The sequence below is a fragment of the Pseudoalteromonas luteoviolacea genome, assembly GCF_001696455.1.
In the GTDB taxonomy this organism is placed as follows: Bacteria; Pseudomonadota; Gammaproteobacteria; order Enterobacterales; family Alteromonadaceae; genus Pseudoalteromonas; species Pseudoalteromonas luteoviolacea_C.
Genome location: NZ_MAUJ01000001.1, coordinates 271,185 through 296,645 on the forward strand (window position 1 = coordinate 271,185; position 25,461 = coordinate 296,645).

Genomic DNA, 25,461 nt, shown 5'->3' on the forward strand with positions numbered 1-25,461 from the left:
TTAATTGCTGAATCACAGCGGTATATGTTGGTTAGGTCGTAAGAAACCTCCTATAGTTTGCAATTGTTATATTGTAACAACGCTAAAAAATGTAAATAAAGCGTTTGCGATGAGTGTTTTGGCATTTTAAATAAGGCAATTAAGTAATAACGCTTGCCATTTTGGATCTCGGTGTAATGCAATGATCTCAATGCGGCTTTCCAAACATTCGTCTAACTCTATTTCTGTGATGCCATCGGCAGTTTTGTTATAAGCAAAGATACCCTGAGCAGTTATAAATACGGCTTTGAGGCGTTCAGCTTCAATACTGGTGATAAATTGGTGCAATTTCTGACGATCAAATATTTGATCTGGTGAAAAGCGCCAGCCAACACTGAGAAAACCTTCTCCCTCATTTTGTGCTTCAAGAAAGCCGCTGTTTGGAATGGGCTGGGTATTGATGTCTCTCGTAGGGTCGACTTCGTGATGGTGGTGGTGACAGGGAGGTTTAATAAGTGCTTTTGTCGGGCCAACTAACCATTGGCTATCTAATTGACCTTGCTCGCAAAAGTATAGCTTTTTGCTGTCAAAACCTTGCTCTGATAAGTAACGAGTGAGTGTGTCTTGATGATGAGGGGCGTATAAATCTTGCTTATTGCCAATCACAACATCTGATATTGCAATTTGTTGAACAAAAGTTGCGTGCTCTGTGTAGCGTTTATTCTCTAAATTACGAGCATCTACCAAAGTGATCACTTGTTCTAAGTTTAAAAGTTTCTGGTAATAGTCATTAGAGAGTAATTGTAGGACTTCGAGCGGATGGCCAAGGCCTGTAGGTTCAATGAGTAGCCTGTGTGGTTTAGCTTCACTGAGCAGTTGATTTAATGCGATTTGCATTGGCAGACCTGACGCACAACACATGCAGCCGCCGGGTACTTCACGTATGAATACCGAGTCATTTTGTTGTCCATTCAACAGATTGCCATCAATGCCGATTTCTCCAAATTCATTGACCAGAATCGCCCAGCGTTCATTTTCAGGCTTTTGCGAAATCAGATGTTGGATGGCTGAGGTTTTACCCACTCCCAAAAAACCAGTAATGATATTGGCTGGAATGGCCGAAATTGGCGCACGTGTATTTTGCATTGCTTGCTCCAAAATATTCAAAGCGATGGTGACGGTTCGAGTGGATTATATTTGAAATGTTATAATATAACAATTATTGAATTCTACCGAATTGTATAATCTTAGATTAATTCGTCTATGGGTAGCGCACGGTTGTGCAGGGCAGTGCTGAAGTCTCTTTTCAGCTGATTGAAAATAATAGGAAGGGGCAATTGATATAGTCGAGGTTATCAATCAAAGAAAGAAAAACGGCAGGTTTGCTGCCGTTTTCAATAAACTAAAGGCTATTTTTTGTGCCAAATCCCTGCTGGCAGTGTTTTAGCAATTTCTGGTCGGCTACTTGGGTCAAATTTAGGTGTTTTACCTTCTTTTAACTGAGCTCGGTAGTCTTTAGCTAACCATATAACAATACCTGAGAGCATAAACAGAGCGGCAACGTTGACGATAGCCATTAACCCCATTGAAATGTCTGCTAATGTCCATATGAGACCAAGTTCGCCTACAGCACCAAACATCACCATGCCTAAAACACAAACTCGGAAAACCATCATCGCCATTTTATTTTCTTGCAGAAAAATCAGGTTTGTTTCAGCATAGCTATAGTTGGCAACAATTGACGTGAATGCAAAAAAGAAAATCGCAACCGCAATAAATACAGCGCCCCAGTCACCTACGTGTTCAACAATGGCTTTTTGAGTAAGTGCTATACCTGTTAAACCAGAGTCTGGTACTAATTGATTTGAAAGTAAGATCAACGCTGCGGTAGCACTACAAATAACAATCGTGTCTACAAACACGCCAAGCATTTGTACATAGCCTTGAGAGGCAGGGTGGTTAGGATTAGGCGTTGCACTTGCTGCTGCGTTTGCGGCACTACCCATACCCGCTTCATTAGAGAATAAGCCTCGTTTTATACCTTGTATCATCGCTTGCATAACCGCGTAACCCACGGCGCCGCCAGCGGCTTGCTCCAGCCCAAATGCGCTGTCAATAATTTGCTTAAAGACCGCTGGAAGCTGCGAAAAGTTGCTAAAACATACGTACAGCGCAACGAGTAAGTATGCAAGTGCCATAAACGGTACCACGAGCTCTGCAAAGCGTGCGATTGTTTTTAAACCACCAAAGATAATGATAGCTGAGCCAACCACTAAGATGATACCCATCATGTATTTAGGTACATCAAATGCCACTTCAAATGCTGCTGCAATGGAATTTGATTGTACGGCGTTAAATACCAATCCAAACGCAAGAATTAAGCACAGCGAAAATAACACGCCCATCCAGCGTTTATTCAGTCCGTACTGCATGTAGTATGCTGGTCCGCCGCGGTAGTTGCCTTCTTCATCTTTTACTTTGTAGAGCTGTGCGAGGGCGCTTTCTGCAAAGCTGGTTGCCATGCCTATCAGTGCAATTAACCACATCCAAAATATCGCGCCCGCGCCACCAAGGTATAGTGCTACAGCAACACCCGCCATGTTACCTGTGCCCACGCGAGCCGCCAGCGATGTACAAAACGCCTGAAATGATGAAATCCCTTCACCTGAACCATTACGGCTGTTGGCCATAACTTTGATCATATGGGGGAACTGGGCAAATTGAATGAACCCCAGTCTCACAGTAAAGAAAACACCGGCTGCTATTAATAGGTATATAAGAATATGTCCCCACAACAGGCCACTGATTTGGTTAATAAACTCAGCCATCGGATATCCTTTGATTAAGGTAACGAATAATTTTGAGAGCGTAACTTACCATAAATAGGGCGGTTCATGAAATTACTGCGATAATTACAACGATACATTGAACAGGCCGTATCGGTATTTTGACTAATATTTTCAATTAAATAGCAGTGCTTTACCTCTTTTTTGTACCAAGCTATAGGTTACCAAGTAAGTGTTAAGATAATTCGAATGGCCATTCATAGTCGGAGAGGTTAGGTAAAAAGGGTATAGTTTGGAGTTTGGCTATCCAAGTATTAAATATATCGCTCACGTTTGAAAAATAGGGCATCGCAAAGTAGACACAACCTAAAGTGATACCAACCTGTGCAAGGGAGGTGAAAGGGTAACGTAAATCAATGGGTTTGAGCGCGGTACCAAATGATGCTTTTAGTTCTTTATTGTCTATATCTACGCTATAACATTCGTCCAGGACTAGATGTGTCAAGGCCCCTATAAAAACAAAAATGCTGCAAAGTAGTGCGAGGTGCAGTGTCACACCAAGCAGCAAACTACTGTGAAATGTCAGTAAGCCGAACATACAAACTGCTGATAAAGAATGCAGCGTTGCGCGATGCACCGTAAAGTGTTCGAAAATAGGTTTAATGACAAACATAAATAGTAAATATACGCTAAGTCCTAGCACCCATGTTTCTATTATGGAATTGAACTGAAAATTGAGTAGTAAAATCCCAGCGACTAAAATGGCAAAAATACTAAACAAACTATTCAATGATTTTGACTTGTCGGAGTCCAAGTCCGGTAATAGCCCTGCCAATGCGCCGACAATAAATAAGCCTAAAGCCTGAAAACCACTGACTTCAGACATACTTAAAAGTACAGAGCTGAGTGTTGCACTGACAATTGTTGAAGCCTTTAAGTGGGTAGAAAAGTTTGCCATATCACTTCCAAGTGTTTGATCTGTTTAGTAGTCATTAGTGTCATAAGGTGCTTAGTGTACATTAAATCGAGTCAGCGCGAAGGGATAATAGCAAGGTTCGTCGAATACGCTTACATATTCATAAATACGTGTGCGATTGTCATATTTTTGCAAAAAACAAGAGGAACCTCTGGTAAACAGGTGCATTTATTGGCTACTGTAATGATATGTAATGTTCTTTACATGAGTACTTTACTAGCCTAATTGGAGAGCCGCCTTGAGGTTGTTGAGTGGCCATGACACGAACCAAGCTTTTTACGTTATTCGGGAGTGATAAGGGATGCACTTTCTAAATCCAATGCTGCAAAGCCACCCAATGGAGAGCCCTTTTATCCAAACCTGGCTGAATCGATTGGCTGATAAATATACACCAGATCTTTTCACGCCTTCACTTCAATCGCAATGCTCAAGCGAGAGTGAGCAGCAAGTTGACATCTATGATGCACGTCATGGCAGTGTAATATACACAGAGTTTTCAGATACGGTTAAAACAGCTGAAGCCATTGCGGTACAAAATGGACAGCTGGTTGGCGTTGGGCACTTTCATGAAGTGTACAAAGCGGTAAAAAAAACGGATGGGTTGGTGCGGTTCCATCAATTGCAGTCTCATGAATCCATGATGCCTAGCTGTATGAGTGTTCATTGTTATCTTGTTGAGTCTGCTTTGTGTCGTCATTATGCCGACTTGGGGCTACACGGGTTAAGCGGTGTCGCGACAAGAGTGAGTCAAAACTATGGCTGCGACTATGTTTTTAATGCCCTTACATATTTAGATAGTAGTCTTAAAAAAGGGGATTGTTTATTCTGTTTTGGATTAGAACCTTATCTTTTAAATTGGGGAAAACCGCTTGAAGCATTGAGTGTGCAAGCTTTAGATGCAATCGGCATCAATAGGCCGGTGTGTATTGTGAGCAGCGACTTTTCTTCTGCCTATGTTAATACGCAGCTAATTGATAGAGTGAAGGCGAGTGCGCTGGGCAAATCACCTTCATTTAAGAGCTTTATTGAATCACTTAAGCAGTTTAGCTTCGTCACTGCTGAAGGAATGTCTATTTTACCTTGGGCTTTTCGCGACAATGAGCTTGTTTGGCAGTTAAGTGAGTTGGGCTGCGCATTTGATGGAATTATCGAACAAGGAGAAAAGCAAGGGGTTTGCCATTTCGAGGCCGCCATTCAAAGCCAGTTCGTTGCATTGTTGTTTGATAAACTGGTTGAATCCAGTACAAGGCAGTGTTCATTTTCGACCTATGACACATTCCAATGCCATATCGATGAGCTTGCGCGGCTAGATCATTGCGAAGTATTAAAGTCTGCCCAGCTTACTCGGCTGAGTCACCAAACCTCTGTAGGGCTCAGTATGGGGCGACTCGCAACAAGCGGGTTTAAGTGGGTGAATGACTATCACTTCAATGAAATTTTAGTACCTTGTAAAAGTGTGCTTCAAAATGGCTGCAATCTATGCCTACAAAGCAACTTTCCCAGTGAGCCTTTGTCCCCTTTAAGGTTAGCTGAAATAGCCTGCGAACGGGACATTGAGGCTATGCCGGCCCATTACACCAGTGAACAGCGCACTTTAGATCCATCTGAGCGGGTGACCGTCGTACAAGCACTTCATGCAGTAACCCATGGGGCTGCTCAACATATCAATATGTGCAAATACAATATGATTGGTGAAGCTGCCAATTATATGGTTTTAAGTTGTGACCCGTTATGCAGTGGTGACCGTTTGAGAGATGTAAAACTAAAACCTGTAAGGCAAAGCAATAGTTGATTTGCAAGCAAGAAAAGCCCGTTAATACTGCGACACATTTAGAAACTATTTGTTGCATCAAAAAGGCTGACAGCAGCACTTTATCCTGCTTAACTTATCCGTGTAATGGAGTGTAATAATTTCGCGTGGCAAAATAGTCGCAGATTATTAAGGTAGGATAGGTACATGATTTCCACTATTTTCAAGTCATTATTTTTTAAAACATTAAAAAGTCAAGCTGGTAAGCGCGTAGCGAAAGCGGTAGTTGATAAGTGTGTTGATCAGGGGCTGGATTACGTCAAGCAATCTCATCAACGTGCCGAGCAACACAGCCAAATTGAAACATTAGGCCTGGTTGAGGGGTTAAATAATCTGACAAAGAGAAATTTGCCTGATGGTGATTATCCCCTTCGATTAGAAAAGCAAACGTTGTTGGTTACTATGCGTAATCAAGGTGTCATTCATATTCAATATTTGAATAAACCAGTCCATATTTAGCACCTTCGTGTTATAAAAAACTCAAAAACGATTGAAATAAAGCTGTCAGATTTCAAACATCCTCTATTGTCATAGTTTTACTTATTGATACCATAATCACCTGTAATTTATGGGGTTTTTGTGTTGCAGAGCAAAGCCCGACTGACCTTCTAAGAATAAAATAGTTAACAAAAAATAATTAAAGTGCCGAATTATTAGTCTGTTTATTACGTAAAGTTATATAAAATATATTGTATGCAATATTGCTAGTGTGTTAAAAATATGTTCCCGGTTAGCGGGTTTGGATACACATTTTAAAAGGTTAATAATATGAAACTTAAAGCAATTGTCTTGTCATTGCCGGTATTAGCATTCAGTTTACATGCGCATGAGCATCAAGCTGAACGCGCATTTAAACCATTGACAACATCTTCTCCAGTGCACCTTTCTCATGGTGATGAACACGGTATAAAACACAACGAAAAAGCCCCCTCAGCTCAAAGTGAGTCGCGTTTTGTCGCAGCGAACTTGATGACGGCAGATGTGATGTTGTCGGCATCAAATGAAATCGCGGCAAACTGTAATTTAGATCAATTAGCACAGGCCAGTGCGAGTAATATTGCAAACTTAGTGGTGGGTCAGGGGACGACTTGTGTCAATCAACTCTTTAGCGCGCCAAGTGCAACACAAGTAGCCGTGTTTACAACGGCCAAAATGCGCGCAGCTGCGGAATATGCAAGATCCCAGGCGTCCAGCTACGATGGTAACGGTAGTGCCGCTTTAGAGTCTTTGTTCTTATTCATTCGTGCAGGGTATTACGTTGAATTTTACAATGATTCTGTAACGTTTGGTGCAGATCTAAAGCCAGTCGTGAAAGGCGCTATCGATAGTTTTGTGAATAATAGCAACTTTTACAACAACAGCGATGCACATGGCCGCGTATTGCAAGAAGTTATCACCACGATGGATTCTTCCGAGATGCAGGACGTGTATTTACCGGTCGTTAAATCTTGGTTGCAACGTTGGAACCAAAGCTATGCTGATAAATGGAATATGCGCAGCGCGGTTAATGGGATATTCACGATTTTATTCAGAGGCCAGTGGAACGACAATTTTGTCACGTTAGTGCAATCAGATACCACACTTGTAAGTCTACTGGATAACTTTAGCAAACAAAGCTGGATGATTGGGTCCGATGCGGAATACATGATCATCAACTCAGCAAGTGAATTAGCACGTTTGAAAAACTACAAAAATGCGGCAATTCAACCTGCTGTAGATACTGCACTAAAAGCCTTATTTAGTCGCTATGAAAGCTTTGGTTATGGTGATGGTATTTGGTTAGCCGCCGCTGATGTCGCAACGTATTATGCTGACTGTAATGATTTTGGAATATGTAACTTTGAGCAAGAGCTTACAGGTAAAGCATTGTCACAAACATACCAATGTAGTTCAACGATTCGCATTCGTTCGCAAAACATGACCAATGCCCAGCACCTGTCTGCGTGCCAAACCATGGCGTTAGAAGAAACCCGTTTTCATGACATGCTAGAAACAAACAATACGCCTGTGGCTGATGACAACAATACTATGTTACAGGTGAATATTTTTGATAGTAGTGGCGATTACGCCAAATATGCCAAAGCTATCTTTAAAATTGATACCAATAACGGCGGTATGTATTTAGAGGGCGATCCGAGTAAAGTTGGTAATCAAGCAAACTTTATCGCTTATGAGGCAAGTTATGCTAAGGCTGACCACTTTGTGTGGAACTTAGAGCATGAATATGTGCATTATTTGGATGGTCGATTTGATTTGTATGGTGACTTCAATGCACCGACTGAAGCCATCGTGTGGTGGAGTGAAGGGGTTGCAGAGTACGTTGCTAACCTGAATGACAACCAAGCCGCCATTGATACCATCAAAGATGGCAGTACATATCAACTGAATGAAATCTTTGCGACGACCTACGCTGGTTTTGATCAGGATAGAATTTACCGATGGGGGTACTTAGCCGTGCGCTTTATGTTTGAGCGTCACTTCGAAGAATTGAAAGTCATGTTATCGCAAACAAGGCAAGGCAATTGGAGTGGGTATAAGGCTACCATTGATGGTTGGGCGCAGCGTTATTCTCAAGAATTCACGCAATGGACACTTGACCTAGCTGGTGGAGCAGACAACAAAGCACCAACAGCCGTAGTTAATGGCCCATATTCAGGGGCTGTAGGCAGCGATATTGTCTTTAGTAGCCAAGGTAGCTCAGATCCAGAAGGGCAGGCGCTTACTTACCTATGGCAGTTTGGTGATGGCAATCAAAGTTCAGAAGCAAACCCTAGACACAGTTACAATGCTAAGGGTGAGTACACTGTGTCGTTGACCGTAAGCGATCCGCAGGGGGCTCGTGCGACAGTATCGACAACCGCTAATGTCGCACAAGACAGCGATGGCGTTACTGAGTTACAAAAAGGGCAAACCGTTACGGTAGCTGCACAGCAAGATGAGATGAAACACTTCAAGATTCAAGTGCCAGCAGGGGCGACCAATCTGACTATTGTAACATCAGGTGGCACTGGCGATTCGGATCTATATGTTAAGCACGGCCAAACACCTACACTCACAAGTTACGATTGTCGGCCTTATGTGGGTGGAAATGCGGAACGTTGTGATATTGCAGCGCCAACCGCAGGTACTTATTTCGTCATGTTGAGAGGATATAACTCATTCGAAAACGTCTCACTGTCGGCGGACTTTACAGCGCCGCCAACAACACTGCCGGACCTTTGTAAAACACAGGGCGGTGTATCTGATGGACGCCTGATAGCGGGCACCGCAGTGTGTTTAGCGAGTCAAGAGCCTATGTGGTTTAGTCTTGAAAATGTGCGAGATCAGGGCAATATCAGTATTGAAACAGCGCATGGCAGTGGCGATTTAACCCTTGAGTACAGCAATCAAGGCTGGCCTACAGACTCAAATGTCGATGCGCGTTCGGCACGTGACGGCAACAGCGAATGTATTAATTTGTCTGGTCAAAGTCAGTACTGGGGCTACTTGAAAGTTTCGGGGGCACCATCAGGTGCAACGCTGTTGGTCAAATATAATGATGGCAGTTGTCAGTAACATCCGTGGATAAAACTTGATGACTGAATGGCGAAGATATAAATTTAATGTATTGCCATTCAGTCATTTTTAGGAGTTACGTTGGTACAGCTAATAATTGTTGGCATTTTGATGGTGTTGCCTTGGTGTGCGTGGAGTGAACAAGCAGCGCGCATTAAGCTGTATACGTACCATGATAAGCCCCCCTATATTGTGAGCTTAAAAGAAAAGTCAGGGCTTTATTTTGATATTGTGAGGCTATTGAATGAGTTTCATGATGATGTTCAATATCAGCTGGTTTTCAGGCCAAAAACTCGTATTCGTAGTGAATTAGAGCAAGAGCAGCTCAATGGTGCGGTTTTGGGTGTGAATCCGGCGTGGTTTGGGGATAATGATCAAATCAAATACCTCTGGAGTGATCCGCTTTTTTACGATACTGACGAGTTTGTCTCGAGCGTAAAAAGGCCATTTGAATATAAGAACCCAACATCATTACATGGCAAGCGCTATGGGGGTGTACAAGGCTATTTTTATCCTAAATTGCATGACGCTGAAAAGCTAGAAAAACTCCAACGTGTTGATGCGAAAAGTGAAAAAGCGCTTTTAGAGCTTGTGCTTAAGCAACAAGTTGATTTTGCCGTTGTGAGCCGTCCTACCTATTTTTACTTTGCAAGAAAACATGGTTGGTGGACTAGCCTAGCGCTTTCTCATCAAGCCCATCAAAAGTACTACCGCGCAGTGCTTGTCCCAAAAAAGTACAAAAATAAACTTGGTACGTTACTTAGTACGACTAACTCAATTGGCTTCAAAAAGCACATGAAGCAATTAGTGAGCTCGTATCATATTTCTGAATAATTGAGTAGAGTGAAGCATGGCTTCACTCTATGAGTTAGCTCACCAGCTGCCTGTATTAGGCATGGAAACCCATGGTTCCTGGGGTTGCTTGGGCTCATCTTTTTGTAATAACTCGATTGAAATGCCATCCGGTGATTTTACAAAAGCCATGTGGCCGCATCGAGGTGGACGGTTAATGGTGACACCCGCTTGTTGTAGCTTTTCGCACAGTGAATAAATATCATCGACAGCGAAAGCCAAATGGCCAAAGTTTCTGCCACCGGTGTATTCTTCAGGATCCCAGTTGTAAGTCAATTCGATAGTCGGAGAGAAGGTCTCTTGGGCCTGTTCAAGCTGCCCTGGTGCTGCTAAAAATACTAAGGTAAAACGGCCTTTTTCACTTTCTTTGCGTTTTACTTCAACAAGTCCTAGCAGATCACAATAAAATTTAAGTGATGCGTCTAAGTCTTTTACACGCACCATAGTATGTAGAAAATTCATATTTTGCCCCTCATGATAGTGCCCTATAGATATGGGCTAACTATTACATCACAAGGGGCAAGGCGCGAATTAGTATTCAGCGACCAACTTTACACCACTATATGTTTCATACGCTCTGACACCTAAATGCCACGTGCCTGCACTTGGGTTAGTGATTGTACAGGTTTCGGAGTTACCATTTTCATATGGACGACATTCATAGCTCGATGTTGTTGGTTGGCTACCTAAACGCACATATAAGTCAGCGTCACCTGTGCCGCCACTGATAGTAACGGTCAATTTAGTGGTACCCGCTGGGACATCAAAAGTTTTGAAGTTCCAATTAGATTTATTCGCACTAAGTCCAGTCCACTCTTGTCTGTTGCCTGGGTTTGTTGTCGCGCTGTACGAGCCAACCAGAGAGACGCCACTATACGCTGCATAGCCGTTTAGCATGACATAATAGGTGCCTGTTTGAATTGGTGTGATATTACAAGACTCATTATTGCCATCTTTGTAAGGGCGGCAGTCGTAGTTTGATGTGCTTGGCTCTGCGCCAAATTTTACGTACATATCGACATCACCCGTGCCGCCACTGGTCGAGAATTTAAGACTGGTCGTATTGGCTGGTACTTCCATGGTGTACACAGACTTTGCGCCTTTAGCACCGCTGATGCCTGTCACTGGTACGTCATTCTCAAGTACATTTGGCTCAGGCCCAATTGGTGTTTCTATTACCGAAAGACCGCTGGTATTACGAACGAGAGGCAGTACTTCGCCCAAACCGCTGGCATACCACCAACTCACGTTACCAGGCAGTGCAAGTGGATCTGCTGCACGTTGTTCACGCGTGAGGGTATTCGCACCTGAGGTAAACTGTGCCGTTCTAACTTCCAGTTTGTTGGGCGTAACTGAAAGCACCTTAAACTGTTGAATGCTCGCTAGATCGATAGTCCAAGACTTAGGATCATTTGCCGAACGAGCAGGCGCCCCCCAGCTTCCTTCACCCACATAAACCGTACCACCGGAAGTCGTCTTCACGAAGTTATTACCAGAAGGTTTCAGCGCTTCTGTGATTTTATTGATATGCGTATCAGACTCAACCACAAGGTTCATGGCATTGTTATAGAAGTCATTTGCCCACCAAGTGTGTAAAATGGTGTTATCAGATTTACCTGAGTAGTGTGGGTACATAGGTTTATGGTACTGAGCAACACGCCACTTTGCACTGTTACCTTGGCTTTGTAAATCCTGTTTAAGCCAGTTATTCATCGCGGTTGCATAGCTTGACCAGCCGCTATTCTTGTATTGGCTATTTAACGTGTAGACGCGTAAAAGGTTTGCAACGTTGAAAGCGCCATAGGTGTCTGCACTGGTACATTGTCCATCATTGTTGTAGTCGACACCAAACACTTGGCATAGCGTTTTGTAGTTATCATCTTCATGGTTACCATGGGTAGCAATGAACGGGTAGACGCGTTTATAGCTTTGACCGCCAATCACATCTGAAGAAAACGTCAATTGCCAATCTTTCAGGTATTCTTTCATCTCAGAGGCTGAGTTTGCATTGGTATAGTCACCACCATGCATGATAAATAAAGGTCTAATTTTGGCGACCATTTGGTTACCCGAGCGGCGTGTTGTCCATCCGGTTCTGGTATCACCGCCTGCAATGGCAACAAACCCGGTATTGGTACTCGCCGGTGCGGTTTTAAACCAAAGGTGCTGACCACAGCCTGTGCTATCACATACGCGATAGTATATGGCGGAGTCGGCAGGTAAACCTGTAAGCTTAACAAACTGGCTGTTTAAGCTGCCTGCAAAAGTATGGCTTGCGGTAACGGACTTAGTTGTCCAGCTTGATTCATTGGTGCTAGTACCATACTTTATGACGTGGTTTGAACCGCCAGATGGAGTAAAGCCAATGGTGGCCTGACTGCTCGGGTTTCCGTCCCAGATTATGCGGTGGTAGTCACTTGCGGCATAACTGGCGTTTGCCATAAGTAACGTACTAGCGATACCAATGTGGAGCGCTTTCATAGTTGTTATTCCTGTTTGTGTTGTTTAGTTGTTGCGCGACGACTTAGCTGCGGGTGAGTATTTGCTGTTGGTATATCAGCCACCAACATGACAAATGCGGCATTTCGGTAGGGCAATGTGTAGCTTTTACCAAAATGGAAATTAATGGCAGTGGCCCCAAGACCATTGGCACGATACTTTGCGGGGAGTGGAACGTCATGCTCGGCACTCCAATAGTCTCCACGCTTGATATGCACAAAGTAATCGGTCGCGATATAAGGCTGTGATGGAGAGCTTGGTTCTTGTACTAAGCTGATAAGTTCAGTTGCACTGGGTAGCCGCCAATTACTTTGCCCGCACAGACTTTGTTGATTGGTGCGGCGAATAAGGTCAGCAGTGTCGCAGCGTTGGGGTTCAAAATAACAGTCGCCAAAATTACTTTTTCCTGTTTGACCATCAAACCAAGAATAGGTCCAGTAACCATCGTGGACGCTTTCATTATCGGTTTTCACTTCCCACAAAAGGCCATTTTGGCTGTCTAATACGCAGGCCCAAGGGCCTTGCCAAGGCAAGAGCGTCTGCCCAGCGTTTGTAATTTTGGTAAAACGTTGATGCTGGATCAGTTTTGGTTTTTCTCGTGGAAGCAAGCAAACCACAATCAGTGCACTTAAAATAAGAACGGACCAAATGATGCGATTAATCATAGCGCATACCTCAACTTGATGGCCTGCATGTGGCGTGTATGCGCAATTTGAGCGTGATCGAAAGCAGATACCCACATGCAGGTCCCAGTTTGCAGGGCAACATCGTATTTGGACTGGGTATTATGTTTTCGAACGAGCTCTAACGTCCACTGGCCATCTTTCCACTCACCTCTGGCTCTGACATCGGCTCTATCTCCTTCAAATCGGTTAGAACGATACAAAACGGAGGATAAAAAAGTGCCAATTGGATATAAGTCATCAGACTCGCGGTAAGGGGATGAGCCAAACCAAGGAAGCACGCTATCGCGATGCTGTTGGTAGATATCTAAATTGTTGGGTAATCGCTTGGGAATTACAGTCTTTGGCGTGTACCATTGCCAGTTCATTACATAAGCGCCACTTTCTTTGCCATCGGCTTGATAGCCTGCCGTATATCTGCGATTCCCACTTAAATGGGGGGCTGGTGGTCCGATAAAGTTGTCGTCGGCGAGGTACATGTCATTAGTGCGCACAGCCTTCCAGTGCCATAGATCTCGCGTTTTTCCATCAAGGCTGGCATGGTAGCCTTTACCGTGCCAATTTTTGGGTTTACCATTAATAGGCTTATCGCCTAGATGTAGTGTCTTGTCGCCGGCAATTTCGCATCCTTCAGATAGCATGACTGCAAATTTGTCTTCATAGAAAGTGCGTTCGTCGAAGTTATAAAATCCGTTTTCTTGCACTTGCCATCCTTGAGCGGTTTTTAAAAGTGGCAAATGATGCGTGCTCTTTGTCTCGTCTTGCCATGAAATTAAAAAGTAGCTCTCGTATTTGTTTGCGAGTGCTTTGACGGTAACTTCGGTCGCGCCTTGGTTAAAGTTTGCCCCGCCTATGGTCATGAGAGAAATCGGATTTGTTTTTGTCCAAGCGAGTTCGTCTGCTTTGCCATCAATTTCAATGAAAGTGGCATCATCAATTGTTAATACGTTGAGCTGGTGGGTTGTGTTCTTTACTAAAAATAAACTGGATAGTGACACTGCACATATGCCGAATATATAACTGAGATGGCGTAAAGTCGCTCTTTTGGGGAGCAGGATGGAAAATACGCGTCGGCCATTCTGAACGACATAAATCCATGCATGAAAGACGAGGTAAAAGCACATTGCCCACATTGCAATCTGGTGAATAGTGCGAGAGACATCAGCGTACAGACCTGCCCATACAAGCCAGCCAGAAATACTCACAATAGGCAGAGAGATATAGCCTAAGTAATTAATAATTTTGTGGTATTTTGACTGAATACTACGAAAAGGACTTGTAAATGAATACAATAAATAGGAGGCTATAATTAACGATAGGGCAATGCCGAACCCTAAGTGCCAAATGTGCATTTGACCTTGTGGCAACAAAGTTGATATTGGGGACATCCAGTCTTGACTGATTAGAGCAATCCTCAAGCCTGTTATCATACTGCCGATAACAACAGCGATGGCCAAAATATGAAAAATGATGAAGGTTTGCCGATCCATAAACGCGCGCATATTATTATTTTTGTAAATTAAGTGTAAAATATTATGTTTACACAATTATGTCATTTTTCAAATACTGCAAAAGGTTAAAGTTATGGCTAAACTTTGAGCTGTTTGGCTTATGAATATGAAAAATTTGGACTAATGAGGGATACGAAATGAAAGAAATAGCTGTAGAGGCAGTAGATAGCGGCTATGTGATAGATAGCATGACAGACATTGTGGCATGCTTAAATACGTCAGACTCAATTCAACGATTTTTGTTAGACATTCACTGTATCTTGCAAAAAGTCACCTATGCAGACAATTTTTTTGTCGTGTTGTACAAAGAAAATGGCAACCTCTCCTTTCCCTATTTTCATGATGTCAAAGATGATATGCAGGCGGAAGATTTAGAAAATCTCTCATTGGATGACATTTCTCATTCTCTTACTGCCTATGCGTTAAAAGCGAATCAAGTGTGCAACTTTAATCAAACTGATATTGAAGCGCTGATGAAAAACAATGAGGTGAATATATTAGGGTCTATTCCAATGCAATGGCTTTGCTTTCCGTTGGTGAACCGCAATCAGCATCTGGGAGCCTTTATTATTCAGTCATATCGCAAAGAAGATGAATACTCAGGCATGATTGTGGATGTGCTTTATACAATCAGTCATGTAATTTCGTCTGCACTAGATGCTTTCAATAATCAGCAAGCTTTGCTTGAAGCTAACCGGGCTTTACAAAACTATCAATCTGAGCTGGAAGCTAAGGTATCAGAGCGCACGTCGGAATTAGAGCAGAGCTTAAAGGATCTTGAGCAGGAGATTGAGAAAAGGGAGGCATTACAGCAAAAGCTTGAACATGACTCTTTGCATGACAGCTTAACCGGGTTAGCTAATCGGAAGTTTCTATTTAGAGAGTTAGAGCGTTTATCAGCGCGCTCACAGCGCAGCGATGTGTTGGTATACGTTCTGTATCTGGATTTGGATGATTTTAAGCCCGTTAACGATAACCATGGTCATCAAAGTGGCGACCTTGTATTGCAAACAGTGAGCAACCGCTTAAACCAAGTATTGAGAAGTTACGATTTTATTTGTCGTTTAGGTGGAGATGAATTTGTTGTGATGATCACAGAGAAGGTCGATATGTCTTCGCTAGAGCTGCTGGCAAATCGCATCTTAAAATCGATTTCATCTCCTATCAAACTTGAGACCGGGATTGAAGTGAGCTGTGGATGCAGTATCGGCGTTGCGTCGGTTATTAATCAACCTTTCAGTGCAGAAGGTATATTACATGATGCAGACCTCGCGCTCTACGAAGCAAAAGGTAAAGGAAAGAATCAAATATATTTTGCTAAGTAAATGTTTAGGCATTGCTTTACCAGCGCGTATGATTGCATTAGGATCAAACTTTATATTTGTTTAGATGGTTGGTAATGGCACAAAAACTTTTCCTACTTTGTTTATTTTGGATGTGCAGTACAGCTTATGCGATAGAGGTAACTGACCTCTATGAAGCCACTCTGGTAGTGGATGATAAAACCCGAGCAACCAGAGCTAAAGCCAGTCAGGATGCATTAGACCAAGTCATTAAAAAGCTGACAGGGAAGGCGGGGAATGGCGACCACCCACTAATCAAAAAAAGCAAACGGCGTATTTCTGACTATATGCTCAAATATGAGTATATTGAGCACATTGAAGGTGAACTAAAAATCAAAGTGCGCTTTGAAGCTGAAAAAGTTGAAAAGCTCGTTAGAGACAGTGGGTTTGGCCTATGGGGTAACCGTAGGCCGCTGATAGCGATATGGCTAGCTATCGAAGATAATTTGCGACGCGATTTCGTGACACAAGAAAGCTATCCGCAGTTAGAGCGGCTCATTTATGATACCGCGGCAGAGTGGGGCGTACCCGTAGTTGTTCCTTTGATGGATCTTACAGACAGATCTCAGGTCGGAATAGCTGAAGTTTGGGGGAACTTTTCTGAGCCAGTAGAGGCCGCTTCAGCAAGATATAATGCGGAACGCGTAATTACTGGACGACTGTTCAAACAGCCAAATACCAGTCGTTGGCAGCTAGATTGGCGCTATACCGATGCTGACATGTTTGAATCTGTACAACTTGTGGGTGACAAACAACAGTTACTGATCTCGATGGTCAATGAAATGTCATCAGCGCTGGCCGATGAGTACGTTATAGATCCAAATAAATCGTATGCCACGAACAGTACAGTGATCACGGTTGATGGACTGCGAACCTTTGATAAAGTGGAACGCGCAAAAAGACAGTTACTCACTATTAGTACAGTAAGCAGCGTGGATGTGGTGTATCGTAATAAAGAACAAGTGCAATTTGAAGTAGAGCATATGTCGTCGGTATCTGATTTACAAAAGTCTTTAAAGCTAGAACAATCATTTGAAGTTTATGTCGATCCGCGCGCTTTTCACCAAGTCGCGAGCTCTTCTAATTTAAGGTATAGCTGGGTGGGGCAGCAGTGATGTTAGATCCGATGCAGTTGGCTTTACCGGTTACCTTGCCCGATGATGAAACTTTTACCTCCTACTTTGGAGGGGAAAAGTCACTGGAAGTAACACATCTAAAAAAAGCATTAAGTGAAATTCAGCAGGACTTTCAGTTTACTTATTTATGTGGTCTCGCAGACTCAGGAAAATCACATCTGCTGTATGCTACTTGCATTCATGCGCAAGAACTTGGTCTCTCGACTATTTTGATTTCCCTTCGAGAAGTGATCAAGTTTGGACCTGATGTGCTTGAGGGACTAGATGGCTTAGACGTTGTGTGTATTGATGATGTGCACTTAGTTGCTGGTAACGACGCAATGGAAAAAGCTCTTTTTAACTTTTTCAACCGTTTTAACGAAGCGGGAAAATGCTTAGTGATGACCGCTGATTTGCTGCCAAGTATGTTGAATATCGCTTTACCAGACCTTGAGTCTAGGCTTGCTTGGGGGACGACTTTTCAAATTCGCTCCATGAGTGATGACGACAAAGCAGAAGCCCTAGTCAAGCGAGCAAATATGCGCGGCCTAGAATTAAGTGATGAATGTGCGCGATTTTTACTAACGCGACTGAGTAGAGATATGCGTGCATTACTCGATGTTTTGGACAAGTTAGACCACGCATCTATGGCTGCACAGCGAAAACTTACCATTCCTTTTATAAAAGCCACCCTAAAGCTGTGAATTTGGGCTAGAATCTAGCCCCATCTTTCAGTTATCATAACTGATTCAGAAAAGGCAAATTACCTCAACCAGATCAGGTATAGAATGAACTTAGAGAATATTTTAGCGCAAGCCCTTGAAGCGGTTTCAAGTGCAAGTGAGATTGCGCAACTTGAGGAAGTCAGAGTTAACTACCTTGGTAAAAAAGGTGAAATTACTGGACTACTAAAAACCCTAGGCAAACTGGCGCCTGAAGAGCGCAAAGAAGCGGGTCAAGTAATTAACCAAGCGAAGAACCAAGTACAAACTGCGATTAACGAAAAACGTGAAGCGTTAGCTAATGCTGCACTAGAGCAAAAATTAGCAGCCGAGGCAATCGATGTGACATTGCCGGGTCGTGCAGCGCCTGCAGGTGGTCTTCACCCTGTAACGCGTACAATTGAGCGCATCGAAACATTTTTTGGCGAACTCGGTTTTGCAGTCAAGTCTGGACCTGAAGTTGAAGATGATTTCCACAACTTTGATGCACTGAATATTCCTGAGCACCACCCTGCGCGTGCTGACCACGATACTTTCTATTTTAATCCAAAGCTTGTATTGCGTACGCAAACAAGTGGTGTTCAGATCCGTACTATGGAAGCTGAGCAGCCACCGCTACGTATTATCTCTCCTGGCCGCGTATACCGTAATGACTACGACCAAACACATACGCCAATGTTCCACCAGGTTGAAGGTCTAATGGTTGACGAAAACGTGAGCTTTACTGAGCTTAAGGGCATTTTGCATGATTTCCTTCGTAATTTCTTTGAGGAAGACATGGAGATCCGTTTCCGTCCTTCATATTTCCCGTTTACTGAACCTTCTGCTGAGGTAGATGTTAAAGGTAAAAATGGTAAGTGGTTAGAAGTACTAGGTTGCGGTATGGTGCACCCTAATGTATTGCGTTCGGTTGGAATTGACCCTGAAAAGTACACTGGTTTTGCCTTCGGTATGGGCGTAGAGCGCCTAACAATGCTGCGTTATGGCGTTAATGATTTACGTGCATTTTTCGAAAACGATTTAAAATTCCTAAACCAATTCAGATAAGAGCGAACCAAAAATGAAATTTAGTGAAAAGTGGCTAAGAGAGTGGGTTAATCCAGCGATCGATACGGATGCTCTATCTGAACAACTGTCTATGGCTGGTTTAGAAGTAGATGGCGTTGACCCAGTTGCTGGTGATTTCGACGGCGTTGTAATTGGCGAAGTTGTAGAATGCGGCCAGCACCCAGATGCCGATAAACTACGTGTTACAAAAGTGAACGTAGGTGAAGAAGAATTACTCGACATCGTGTGTGGTGCAGCAAACTGTCGTACAGGTCTAAAAGTTGCAGTTGCGAAAGTTGGCGCAGTATTGCCAGGCGGCTTCAAAATCAAAAAAGCAAAGCTTCGTGGTCAACCTTCCCACGGAATGTTGTGCGCATTTGAAGAGCTAGGCATGGCTGAAAGCTCTGATGGTATTTTAGAATTGCCTACAGATGCGACCATTGGCCAAAATATTCGCGAGTACTTCGCACTTGATGACGTAACAATCGACGTTGACCTAACGGCAAACCGCAGTGATTGTTTAGGTATTAAAGGCCTTGCACGCGAAGTGGGTGTACTAAACGGTTTAGACGTTACAGAAATTGAAATTAATGCTGTAAAGCCGACAATCGATGACAAAATTGAAATCGAACTGGTAGATAGCGATGCTTGTCCTCGCTATTTAGGTCGAGTGATCAAAGGCATCAATCTTGATGCTGAATCACCGCTTTGGTTGGTAGAAAAGCTGCGTCGTTCTGGTATTCGTTCGATCGATCCAGTTGTTGACGTAACTAACTATGTGCTGTTAGAGCTAGGCCATCCAATGCACGCTTTCGACCTTTCTGCGATCTCTGGTGGTATTAAAGTACGTAAAGCGCAGCAGGATGAAGAACTGGTATTGCTAGACGGTAATACTGCTAAGCTTAATACGTCAACTTTATTGATTGCTGACCACGAAAAAGCACTTGCTATGGCAGGTATTTTCGGTGGTGAAGCATCAGGTGTTAAAGAGGGCACACAAGACATTTTACTAGAAAGTGCATTCTTCAACCCACTAGCGATTGCGGGTCAAGCACGTAGCTACGGCTTACACACAGACGCATCTCACCGTTATGAGCGTGGTGTTGATCATCAGCTTCAGCATGACGCAATGGAGCGTGCAACAGCACTTTTACTTGAAATTGTAGGTGGTGAAGCAGGTCCTGTTGTTGAAGCTGTATCAGAAGCGGACCTACCAGCGACAAAATCGGTAGTTTTGCGTCGCGAGCGCTTAGATCGTGTTATCGGTTATCACATTGAAGATGACAAAGTAACAGATATTCTTGCGCGCCTAGGCCTAGAAGTGACGTTTGAGAATGCTCAATGGCAGGCACAAGTACCAAGTTATCGCTTTGATATCAGTATTGAAGAAGATCTAATTGAAGAAGTTGCTCGCGTATTTGGCTACAACAATATTCCAAACGTTGCGCCAAGTGCTGCACTTAAGATGACTGATCATCAAGAGGCTGCACTACCTGTATCTCGTTTTAGAAATGAACTTGTATCACGTGGATATCAAGAAGCAATTACTTACAGCTTCGTAGATCCTAAGAAGCAAGCGCTACTTCACCCAGAAAGTGACGCATTGGTATTGCCTCATCCTATTTCAGTAGAGATGTCAGCAATGCGTGTTAGCTTGATGCCAGGTTTGGTTAATGCGTTAGTGTACAACCAAAATCGTCAGCAATCTCGTATTCGCTTTTTTGAACACGGTTTGAAGTTTGTAAAAGATGAGAGTGCTGAAAATGGTATTCGTCAAAGCGCTGTGCTTGGTGGTATTGTTTATGGTAATACCCATAACGAGCACTGGGGCATCGCGAGTAGAAAAGTAGATTTCTTTGATATTAAAGGCGATGTTGAAGCTTTGCTTGCAGTTTGCAATGACCCTGCTAGATTTAGTTTTAAAGCCGAAGCGTGTGATGGGTTACACCCGGGTCAGTCGGCAGCAATTTATGCTGATGGCGTTAAAGTTGGTTTTATTGGTGCGATTCACCCACAATTACAAAAGTCGTTGGAATTAAACGATACGGCATTTGTATTTGAGGTAGAAGTGGCTGCAATTACGCAAAGAAAGCTGCCTGAAGCCGTAAGTATCTCAAAATTCCCATCAAATCGCAGAGATATTGCTATTTTAGTTGCAGATGATGTAAAAATAGGCGATATTTTAGAAAGCATTGAGAAAGTTGGCGGAAATCAATTAGTTGACCTAAACTTATTCGATGTGTACAAGGGCAAAGGTATTGAACCCGATTATAAGAGTTTAGCCATCGCCCTAACCCTACAAGCAGTTGATAAAACGCTCGAAGAGAAAGATATCAACGAGGTTGTAGACAGAGTCGTGGCCGAATTGGCCAAACAATTTAATGCATCGTTGAGGGACTAGATATGGCGCTTACTAAAGCCGACATAGCTGAACACCTATTTGAAAAATTGGGGATAAATAAAAAGGATGCCAAAGATTTAGTTGAAGCGTTTTTTGAAGAAATCCGCTCAGCGCTTGAAAACGGAGAGCAGGTTAAGCTCTCTGGCTTTGGCAATTTCGATTTGCGTGATAAAAAACAACGCCCAGGTCGAAACCCTAAAACTGGAGAAGATATACCTATTTCTGCAAGGCGCGTTGTAACTTTTCGACCTGGTCAAAAGTTAAAAACACGTGTTGAAGTAGGCACGAGTAAAAATCTTTAATATCAGATTGGTGCAAAGCTGCATTTAGTGGCTTTGACAGCTGTCACCAAAAGGATCTGTCTGCAAAGGCAGATCCTTTGTCATAAATTTGTAATTGTTTAAATCTAAACTCTTGCTATATCATTGATTCTAGGAACTTAGCTTGCGTCAGAGAAAACATTCTTGGACAAACAGCATCAAAAATTTTTTTGTTTCTTGGTTGATCTGCTCATTTATCTTTGGGCTATTATTCACATTTATATACATCCAGCACAAAGAGTCTGAAAAATCGTCAGTGCAGAGTATGGCTGAACGTGTACTTGTGGATCTAGAATCACAATTAGACAATGTTGATGAGTTTCTTCGTCAATCAGACCATATTGATGCAAAGTGCAATGAAGAGACCATTCGCCAAATGCGTCAATTTGTTTTTAAAAACCCAGCAGTCAGTGAAATAGGTATTGTGAGTCCTCGTGGCAACCTTATTTGCAACTCATTTGGTATGCTTTCTTCGCCTATGTTTTTGTCTGAGCCAATTAAAAAGCGTGGCTTACGTTACCATGGGCCAATTATTTCTGAGTTCTTGCAAGTGCCTGCTTTTGTTTTAGCGCGCACGAGACACGACGGGTATGAAGTCAATGCCTTGTTACCAACAGACTGGATAAACGATACTTTACATCTGAGGAAATATAAATCGTTAGACTTTGTAGCGGTTGTTGATACCGAGACAGGCGTGCCAGTATTCTTACAAGGTCAGTATAGCTTACCACTTAACCATAAACTATTTCCGCTCAGCCGCACTTCAGAGGTTGAAGCGCGATTCGATGACCAAACCAGTAAATACCTGTATATAAAGCCATTTAAGAATGTACCGAGACTGGCTGTTGTGGTGAGCAAAGAAGCTAGATTATTGGGTATACCGGATCCACTTTGGCTGTTGGTACTATGCCTTCTTTATCTAGCCTCTTGGGTTGGGCTCGTATTGTTACTCAATCACTATGACAAACGTCTATTGAGCAGTCGCACACTCCTGTTAGATGCCATCAATCGTAAGGAGCTTTTTAACGTATATCAGCCACTGGTTAATGCGCAAAGCCAGGAAATTGAAGGGGTTGAAGTGTTAATTCGGTGGATGCATCCGCTCGAAGGTGAGCTGGGACCTGCCTACTTTGTACCTGAAGCGGAGCGTGACGGTACCATACTCGAACTCTCTTTATATCAAATCGATTTAGCATTGACAGACTTGAGACCTTTGCTCAGAAAAAACAGTGACTTTAAAGTTTCGTTTAACGTCAATGGCTATTTACTAATGTGCCCAAGCTATATCGAACAGCTGTGCCAAGCTAAGGGTTTTTTTAATAATCTGACTATTGAACTGACCGAGCGAGATGTCCTCTCGGAAGCGAAGATAAAGCTTATTTTGCAGCAGCTTGTAGATACAGGGGTAGAAATTGCAATTGATGATTTTGGTACGGGTTATAGCGGTCTACAATATTTGCAGAGCTTTCCAATCGATTTATTGAAAATTGACCAAAGTTTTGTCGCGTCGATTGGGTTGGACAATCTGCAATCGCCAGTTTTGAACGCGGTGATTGAAATGGCTGCAAAGCTAAACAAAAAACTCATAGCCGAAGGGGTCGAAACACAGCAACAAGCGAATTATTTGTGCGAAAGGGGCGTGTCCATTCACCAAGCTGGCACTATTATAAAGCGCTTAAGATTAACGAGCTAAAACGAGCTTTGTAGTCTTTTGGAAAAACTTATCATGAAGAAAGCCCCCGATTGGGGGCTTTTGGTTCATCTGTGCTAGATAGATGCAAAAAAACAGCCGTAACCGGGCAGGGTTACTTTTCCTGCTGCTTGCTCACCGGTTTGATGAGCAAGGTCCTTAATAGGGGTGTAATTGTGTTGTTCGACTTCAAATTCTGCAGTTTGTTCAGATAAATTGAATAAACAGAGTAACTTTTTCTCACCGAGTATACGGTAGAAGCCAAGTACAGGTTCGTGGGTAGGAATGAACTCAATGTTACCTGTCAGTAGCTCTGGTCGAGTCGCTCGCCAGGCTAAAAAGGATTTATACTGAGACAGTGTTGAGCTGGTATCTTGCTCTTGGCTGCGAACACACTTGCTGGCATGTGCTTCATATACCGGAAGCCAAGGTGCTCCATCGGTAAATCCTGCATTTTGCTTATCACCTGCCCAGGGCATGGGCGTGCGACAGCCGTCTCTGCCTTTAAAGTTTGGCCAGAATGTAATGCCATAGGGATCTTGAAGGTCTTCAAACGCGACTTCAGCTTCGCCTAGCCCTAGTTCTTCACCTTGATACATACACACGCTACCGCGTAGAGACCCAAGTAGTGCAGTCAACATTTTTACCTGCTTCGGGTTCACACTCTTTCCATCTTGCGACCAGCGACTTGCAACGCGTTGCACATCGTGGTTACTGAACGCCCAGCAAGGCCATCCTTCGGTCATAACTGCTTCTAAGCGCGAGACAGTTTCTCTGATGTACTGTGCACTATAGTCATCAGTTAATAACTCAAAGCTATAACCCATATGTAACTTATCGCCACCAGAGGTGTATTCGGCCATGGTTTGCAGAGAGTCTTCAGATGAGATCTCGCCTAAGCTCACGGTTCCAGGGTACTGGTCTAATAACATTCTAATCTCAGCCATAAAATCTAAGTTTTCTGGCTGTGTGTTGTTATAGTAGTGGTACTGGAAAGCATAAGGGTTGTCTTCGCTAAATCCGCGTCCTTGACGAAGCGCTTTTGGTTTCGCTGGGTTGTCTCTCAACTGTTTGTCATGGAAGCAAAAGTTAATTGCATCCAAACGGAAGCCATCAACCCCTTTGTCTAGCCAAAATTTGACATTATCAAGTACGGCCTTACGAACTTCAGGATTATGAAAATTTAAATCTGGTTGTTCAGTTAAAAAGTTGTGTAAGTAATATTGGCACCTTCTTGGTTCCCATTGCCACGCAACACCACCGAATATGGATAGCCAGTTATTGGGGGGGCTACCATCCGGTTTAGCATCTGCCCATACATACCAATCTGCTTTTGCATTGTGCTTGTCTGTGCGGCTCTCAATAAACCAAGGGTGTTCATTAGACGTATGACTTAGCACTTGATCTATAATGATCTTAATATCACGCTGGTGTGCTTGCTCAATAAGTTTGTCAAAATCATCAATACTGCCAAACATTGGGTCGATATCTCTATAGTCGCTGATATCGTATCCAAAGTCTTTCATTGGTGATTTAAAAAAAGGTGAGATCCATACCGCGTCGACGCCTAAAGACTTGATGTAGTCTAAGCGGTTTATGATGCCATTAAGGTCACCAATACCATCACCTGTGGTGTCTTGAAAACTACGTGGGTAAATCTGATAAATTACCGCACCTTTCCACCATTCATTTTGAGCCATGCACTATTCTCCAGCTTTGTGCAGTGATTTCACTTTCTCAATTACTTTTGAGAGCAACGTGAATCGGGTCATTAACATTGTCGAAAAGCATACGGCATGCTTGCATATGAGTAAAAAAACTGCATACGTATGCATCAAAATTACTGCAATTTTTTATCAAATCGGAGTTCGTAAGAGGTTTACACACAAGACTTTACCAATTTATAGTTGAAGGATGAGAAGTTCAGTATTCTTAAGGGGTAAAAGAACTATAATTGGTAATACCAATTTATAAGAGAAGATTGGATGCCCATATTACTGTAAGAATCTTGTCATATTTAGTAAGCGAGCGGCCACTTGGTTACATGTATGTAAAGTGATATTAAATATCTGACGGTTTTTGTTAAAAGTGTTCCATGCAAAGATAAAGTCAAATAAAACATAGTATTACATTCTTAATTTCGATGGTGGGTTGACTAAAACGCCTGCTCAA

General features: G+C 42.9%; 19 protein-coding genes. 11 read left to right on the top strand and 8 right to left on the bottom strand.

The window, feature by feature from the left end; all coding sequences use genetic code 11:
• Positions 1–126 precede the first annotated feature (126 nt).
• The 3 genes from A7985_RS01190 to A7985_RS01200 form a co-directional block, all read right to left on the bottom strand.
• Positions 127–1,125 carry a CobW family GTP-binding protein gene (locus A7985_RS01190; protein ID WP_065788622.1) on the bottom strand — a complete coding sequence of 333 codons (999 nt, stop codon included), beginning with the start codon at positions 1,123–1,125 and terminating at the stop codon, positions 127–129.
• 263 nt (positions 1,126–1,388) lie between these two features.
• Positions 1,389–2,807 (bottom strand): alanine/glycine:cation symporter family protein, encoded by a 1,419-nt coding sequence (locus A7985_RS01195; protein ID WP_065788623.1) that lies wholly within the window; start codon positions 2,805–2,807, stop codon positions 1,389–1,391.
• Positions 2,808–3,000: 193 nt separating this feature from the next.
• The gene (locus A7985_RS01200; RefSeq protein WP_065788624.1) at positions 3,001–3,723 is read right to left on the bottom strand and encodes a metal-dependent hydrolase; all 723 of its coding nucleotides are present in this window, start codon (positions 3,721–3,723) and stop codon (positions 3,001–3,003) included.
• 319 nt (positions 3,724–4,042) lie between these two features.
• Between A7985_RS01200 and A7985_RS01205 the strand changes: the two genes are divergently transcribed.
• The 4 genes from A7985_RS01205 to A7985_RS01220 all read left to right on the top strand — a co-directional run bounded on the left by A7985_RS01205 (position 4,043) and on the right by A7985_RS01220 (position 9,940).
• On the top strand, positions 4,043–5,533 hold the full coding sequence (locus A7985_RS01205; RefSeq protein WP_141685241.1) for a hypothetical protein: 1,491 nt from the start codon (positions 4,043–4,045) through the stop codon (positions 5,531–5,533).
• Between the two features lie 165 nt (positions 5,534–5,698).
• On the top strand, positions 5,699–6,010 hold the full coding sequence (locus tag A7985_RS01210; RefSeq protein WP_065788626.1) for a hypothetical protein: 312 nt from the start codon (positions 5,699–5,701) through the stop codon (positions 6,008–6,010).
• 309 nt (positions 6,011–6,319) lie between these two features.
• A complete protein-coding gene (locus tag A7985_RS01215; protein ID WP_065788627.1) occupies positions 6,320–9,106 on the top strand; it encodes a collagenase in 2,787 nt (928 codons plus the stop codon).
• Between the two features lie 81 nt (positions 9,107–9,187).
• Positions 9,188–9,940 carry a transporter substrate-binding domain-containing protein gene (locus tag A7985_RS01220; protein WP_081310381.1) on the top strand — a complete coding sequence of 251 codons (753 nt, stop codon included), beginning with the start codon at positions 9,188–9,190 and terminating at the stop codon, positions 9,938–9,940.
• A gap of 39 nt (positions 9,941–9,979) precedes the next feature.
• Here the strand turns inward: A7985_RS01220 and gloA are convergent, their stop codons facing one another.
• The 4 genes from gloA to A7985_RS01240 all read right to left on the bottom strand — a co-directional run bounded on the left by gloA (position 9,980) and on the right by A7985_RS01240 (position 14,630).
• Positions 9,980–10,420, bottom strand: coding sequence for a lactoylglutathione lyase (gene gloA / locus A7985_RS01225; protein WP_065788628.1), 441 nt, complete (start codon positions 10,418–10,420; stop codon positions 9,980–9,982).
• 69 nt (positions 10,421–10,489) lie between these two features.
• A complete protein-coding gene (locus A7985_RS01230; protein ID WP_065788629.1) occupies positions 10,490–12,439 on the bottom strand; it encodes a pre-peptidase C-terminal domain-containing protein in 1,950 nt (649 codons plus the stop codon).
• A 5-nt stretch (positions 12,440–12,444) separates the two neighbouring features.
• Positions 12,445–13,122: an Lcl C-terminal domain-containing protein gene (locus A7985_RS01235; protein ID WP_065788630.1), complete on the bottom strand. Its 678-nt coding sequence runs from the start codon at positions 13,120–13,122 to the stop codon at positions 12,445–12,447.
• Entirely contained in the window at positions 13,119–14,630 is a 1,512-nt protein-coding gene (locus A7985_RS01240) for an ethylbenzene dehydrogenase-related protein (protein WP_065788631.1), read from the bottom strand. The genes A7985_RS01235 and A7985_RS01240 overlap by 4 nt, the downstream gene beginning before the upstream one ends.
• 158 nt (positions 14,631–14,788) lie before the next feature.
• Here A7985_RS01240 and A7985_RS01245 point away from each other — a divergent pair, with 158 nt between their 5' ends.
• The 7 genes from A7985_RS01245 (at position 14,789) to A7985_RS01275 (ending at position 23,292) form a co-directional block, all read left to right on the top strand.
• Entirely contained in the window at positions 14,789–15,976 is a 1,188-nt protein-coding gene (locus A7985_RS01245) for a sensor domain-containing diguanylate cyclase (protein WP_065788632.1), read from the top strand.
• A 74-nt stretch (positions 15,977–16,050) separates the two neighbouring features.
• A complete protein-coding gene (locus A7985_RS01250; RefSeq protein ID WP_065788633.1) occupies positions 16,051–17,109 on the top strand; it encodes a DUF2066 domain-containing protein in 1,059 nt (352 codons plus the stop codon).
• A complete protein-coding gene (hda, locus tag A7985_RS01255) occupies positions 17,109–17,813 on the top strand; it encodes a DnaA regulatory inactivator Hda (RefSeq protein WP_063359204.1) in 705 nt (234 codons plus the stop codon). The genes A7985_RS01250 and hda overlap by 1 nt, the downstream gene beginning before the upstream one ends.
• 84 nt (positions 17,814–17,897) lie before the next feature.
• Entirely contained in the window at positions 17,898–18,878 is a 981-nt protein-coding gene (pheS, locus tag A7985_RS01260) for a phenylalanine--tRNA ligase subunit alpha (protein ID WP_065788634.1), read from the top strand.
• 13 nt (positions 18,879–18,891) lie between these two features.
• Entirely contained in the window at positions 18,892–21,279 is a 2,388-nt protein-coding gene (gene pheT, locus A7985_RS01265) for a phenylalanine--tRNA ligase subunit beta (protein ID WP_065788635.1), read from the top strand.
• A gap of 2 nt (positions 21,280–21,281) precedes the next feature.
• Positions 21,282–21,581, top strand: a complete 300-nt coding sequence (gene ihfA, locus A7985_RS01270) for an integration host factor subunit alpha (RefSeq protein ID WP_023400419.1) — start codon at positions 21,282–21,284, stop codon at positions 21,579–21,581.
• 283 nt (positions 21,582–21,864) lie between these two features.
• On the top strand, positions 21,865–23,292 hold the full coding sequence (locus A7985_RS01275; RefSeq protein WP_141685242.1) for an EAL domain-containing protein: 1,428 nt from the start codon (positions 21,865–21,867) through the stop codon (positions 23,290–23,292).
• Positions 23,293–23,366: 74 nt separating this feature from the next.
• Here A7985_RS01275 and A7985_RS01280 read toward each other — a convergent pair whose 3' ends face one another.
• Positions 23,367–24,989 (bottom strand): alpha-glucosidase family protein, encoded by a 1,623-nt coding sequence (locus A7985_RS01280; protein WP_065788637.1) that lies wholly within the window; start codon positions 24,987–24,989, stop codon positions 23,367–23,369.
• Positions 24,990–25,461 lie beyond the last annotated feature (472 nt).

Coding starts and splice junctions, on each gene's coding strand:
- A7985_RS01245 (WP_065788632.1), top strand. CDS start 14,789: ATGAAAGAAATAGCTGTAGAGGCAGTAGATAGCGGCTATGTGATAGAT.
- A7985_RS01210 (WP_065788626.1), top strand. CDS start 5,699: ATGATTTCCACTATTTTCAAGTCATTATTTTTTAAAACATTAAAAAGT.
- pheT (WP_065788635.1), top strand. CDS start 18,892: ATGAAATTTAGTGAAAAGTGGCTAAGAGAGTGGGTTAATCCAGCGATC.
- A7985_RS01205 (WP_141685241.1), top strand. CDS start 4,043: ATGCACTTTCTAAATCCAATGCTGCAAAGCCACCCAATGGAGAGCCCT.
- A7985_RS01200 (WP_065788624.1), bottom strand. CDS start 3,723: ATGGCAAACTTTTCTACCCACTTAAAGGCTTCAACAATTGTCAGTGCA.
- A7985_RS01240 (WP_065788631.1), bottom strand. CDS start 14,630: ATGGATCGGCAAACCTTCATCATTTTTCATATTTTGGCCATCGCTGTT.
- A7985_RS01190 (WP_065788622.1), bottom strand. CDS start 1,125: ATGCAAAATACACGTGCGCCAATTTCGGCCATTCCAGCCAATATCATT.
- A7985_RS01250 (WP_065788633.1), top strand. CDS start 16,051: ATGGCACAAAAACTTTTCCTACTTTGTTTATTTTGGATGTGCAGTACA.
- A7985_RS01280 (WP_065788637.1), bottom strand. CDS start 24,989: ATGGCTCAAAATGAATGGTGGAAAGGTGCGGTAATTTATCAGATTTAC.
- A7985_RS01275 (WP_141685242.1), top strand. CDS start 21,865: ATGGCTGAACGTGTACTTGTGGATCTAGAATCACAATTAGACAATGTT.
- hda (WP_063359204.1), top strand. CDS start 17,109: ATGTTAGATCCGATGCAGTTGGCTTTACCGGTTACCTTGCCCGATGAT.
- ihfA (WP_023400419.1), top strand. CDS start 21,282: ATGGCGCTTACTAAAGCCGACATAGCTGAACACCTATTTGAAAAATTG.
- pheS (WP_065788634.1), top strand. CDS start 17,898: ATGAACTTAGAGAATATTTTAGCGCAAGCCCTTGAAGCGGTTTCAAGT.
- A7985_RS01195 (WP_065788623.1), bottom strand. CDS start 2,807: ATGGCTGAGTTTATTAACCAAATCAGTGGCCTGTTGTGGGGACATATT.
- A7985_RS01230 (WP_065788629.1), bottom strand. CDS start 12,439: ATGAAAGCGCTCCACATTGGTATCGCTAGTACGTTACTTATGGCAAAC.
- gloA (WP_065788628.1), bottom strand. CDS start 10,420: ATGAATTTTCTACATACTATGGTGCGTGTAAAAGACTTAGACGCATCA.
- A7985_RS01235 (WP_065788630.1), bottom strand. CDS start 13,122: ATGATTAATCGCATCATTTGGTCCGTTCTTATTTTAAGTGCACTGATT.
- A7985_RS01215 (WP_065788627.1), top strand. CDS start 6,320: ATGAAACTTAAAGCAATTGTCTTGTCATTGCCGGTATTAGCATTCAGT.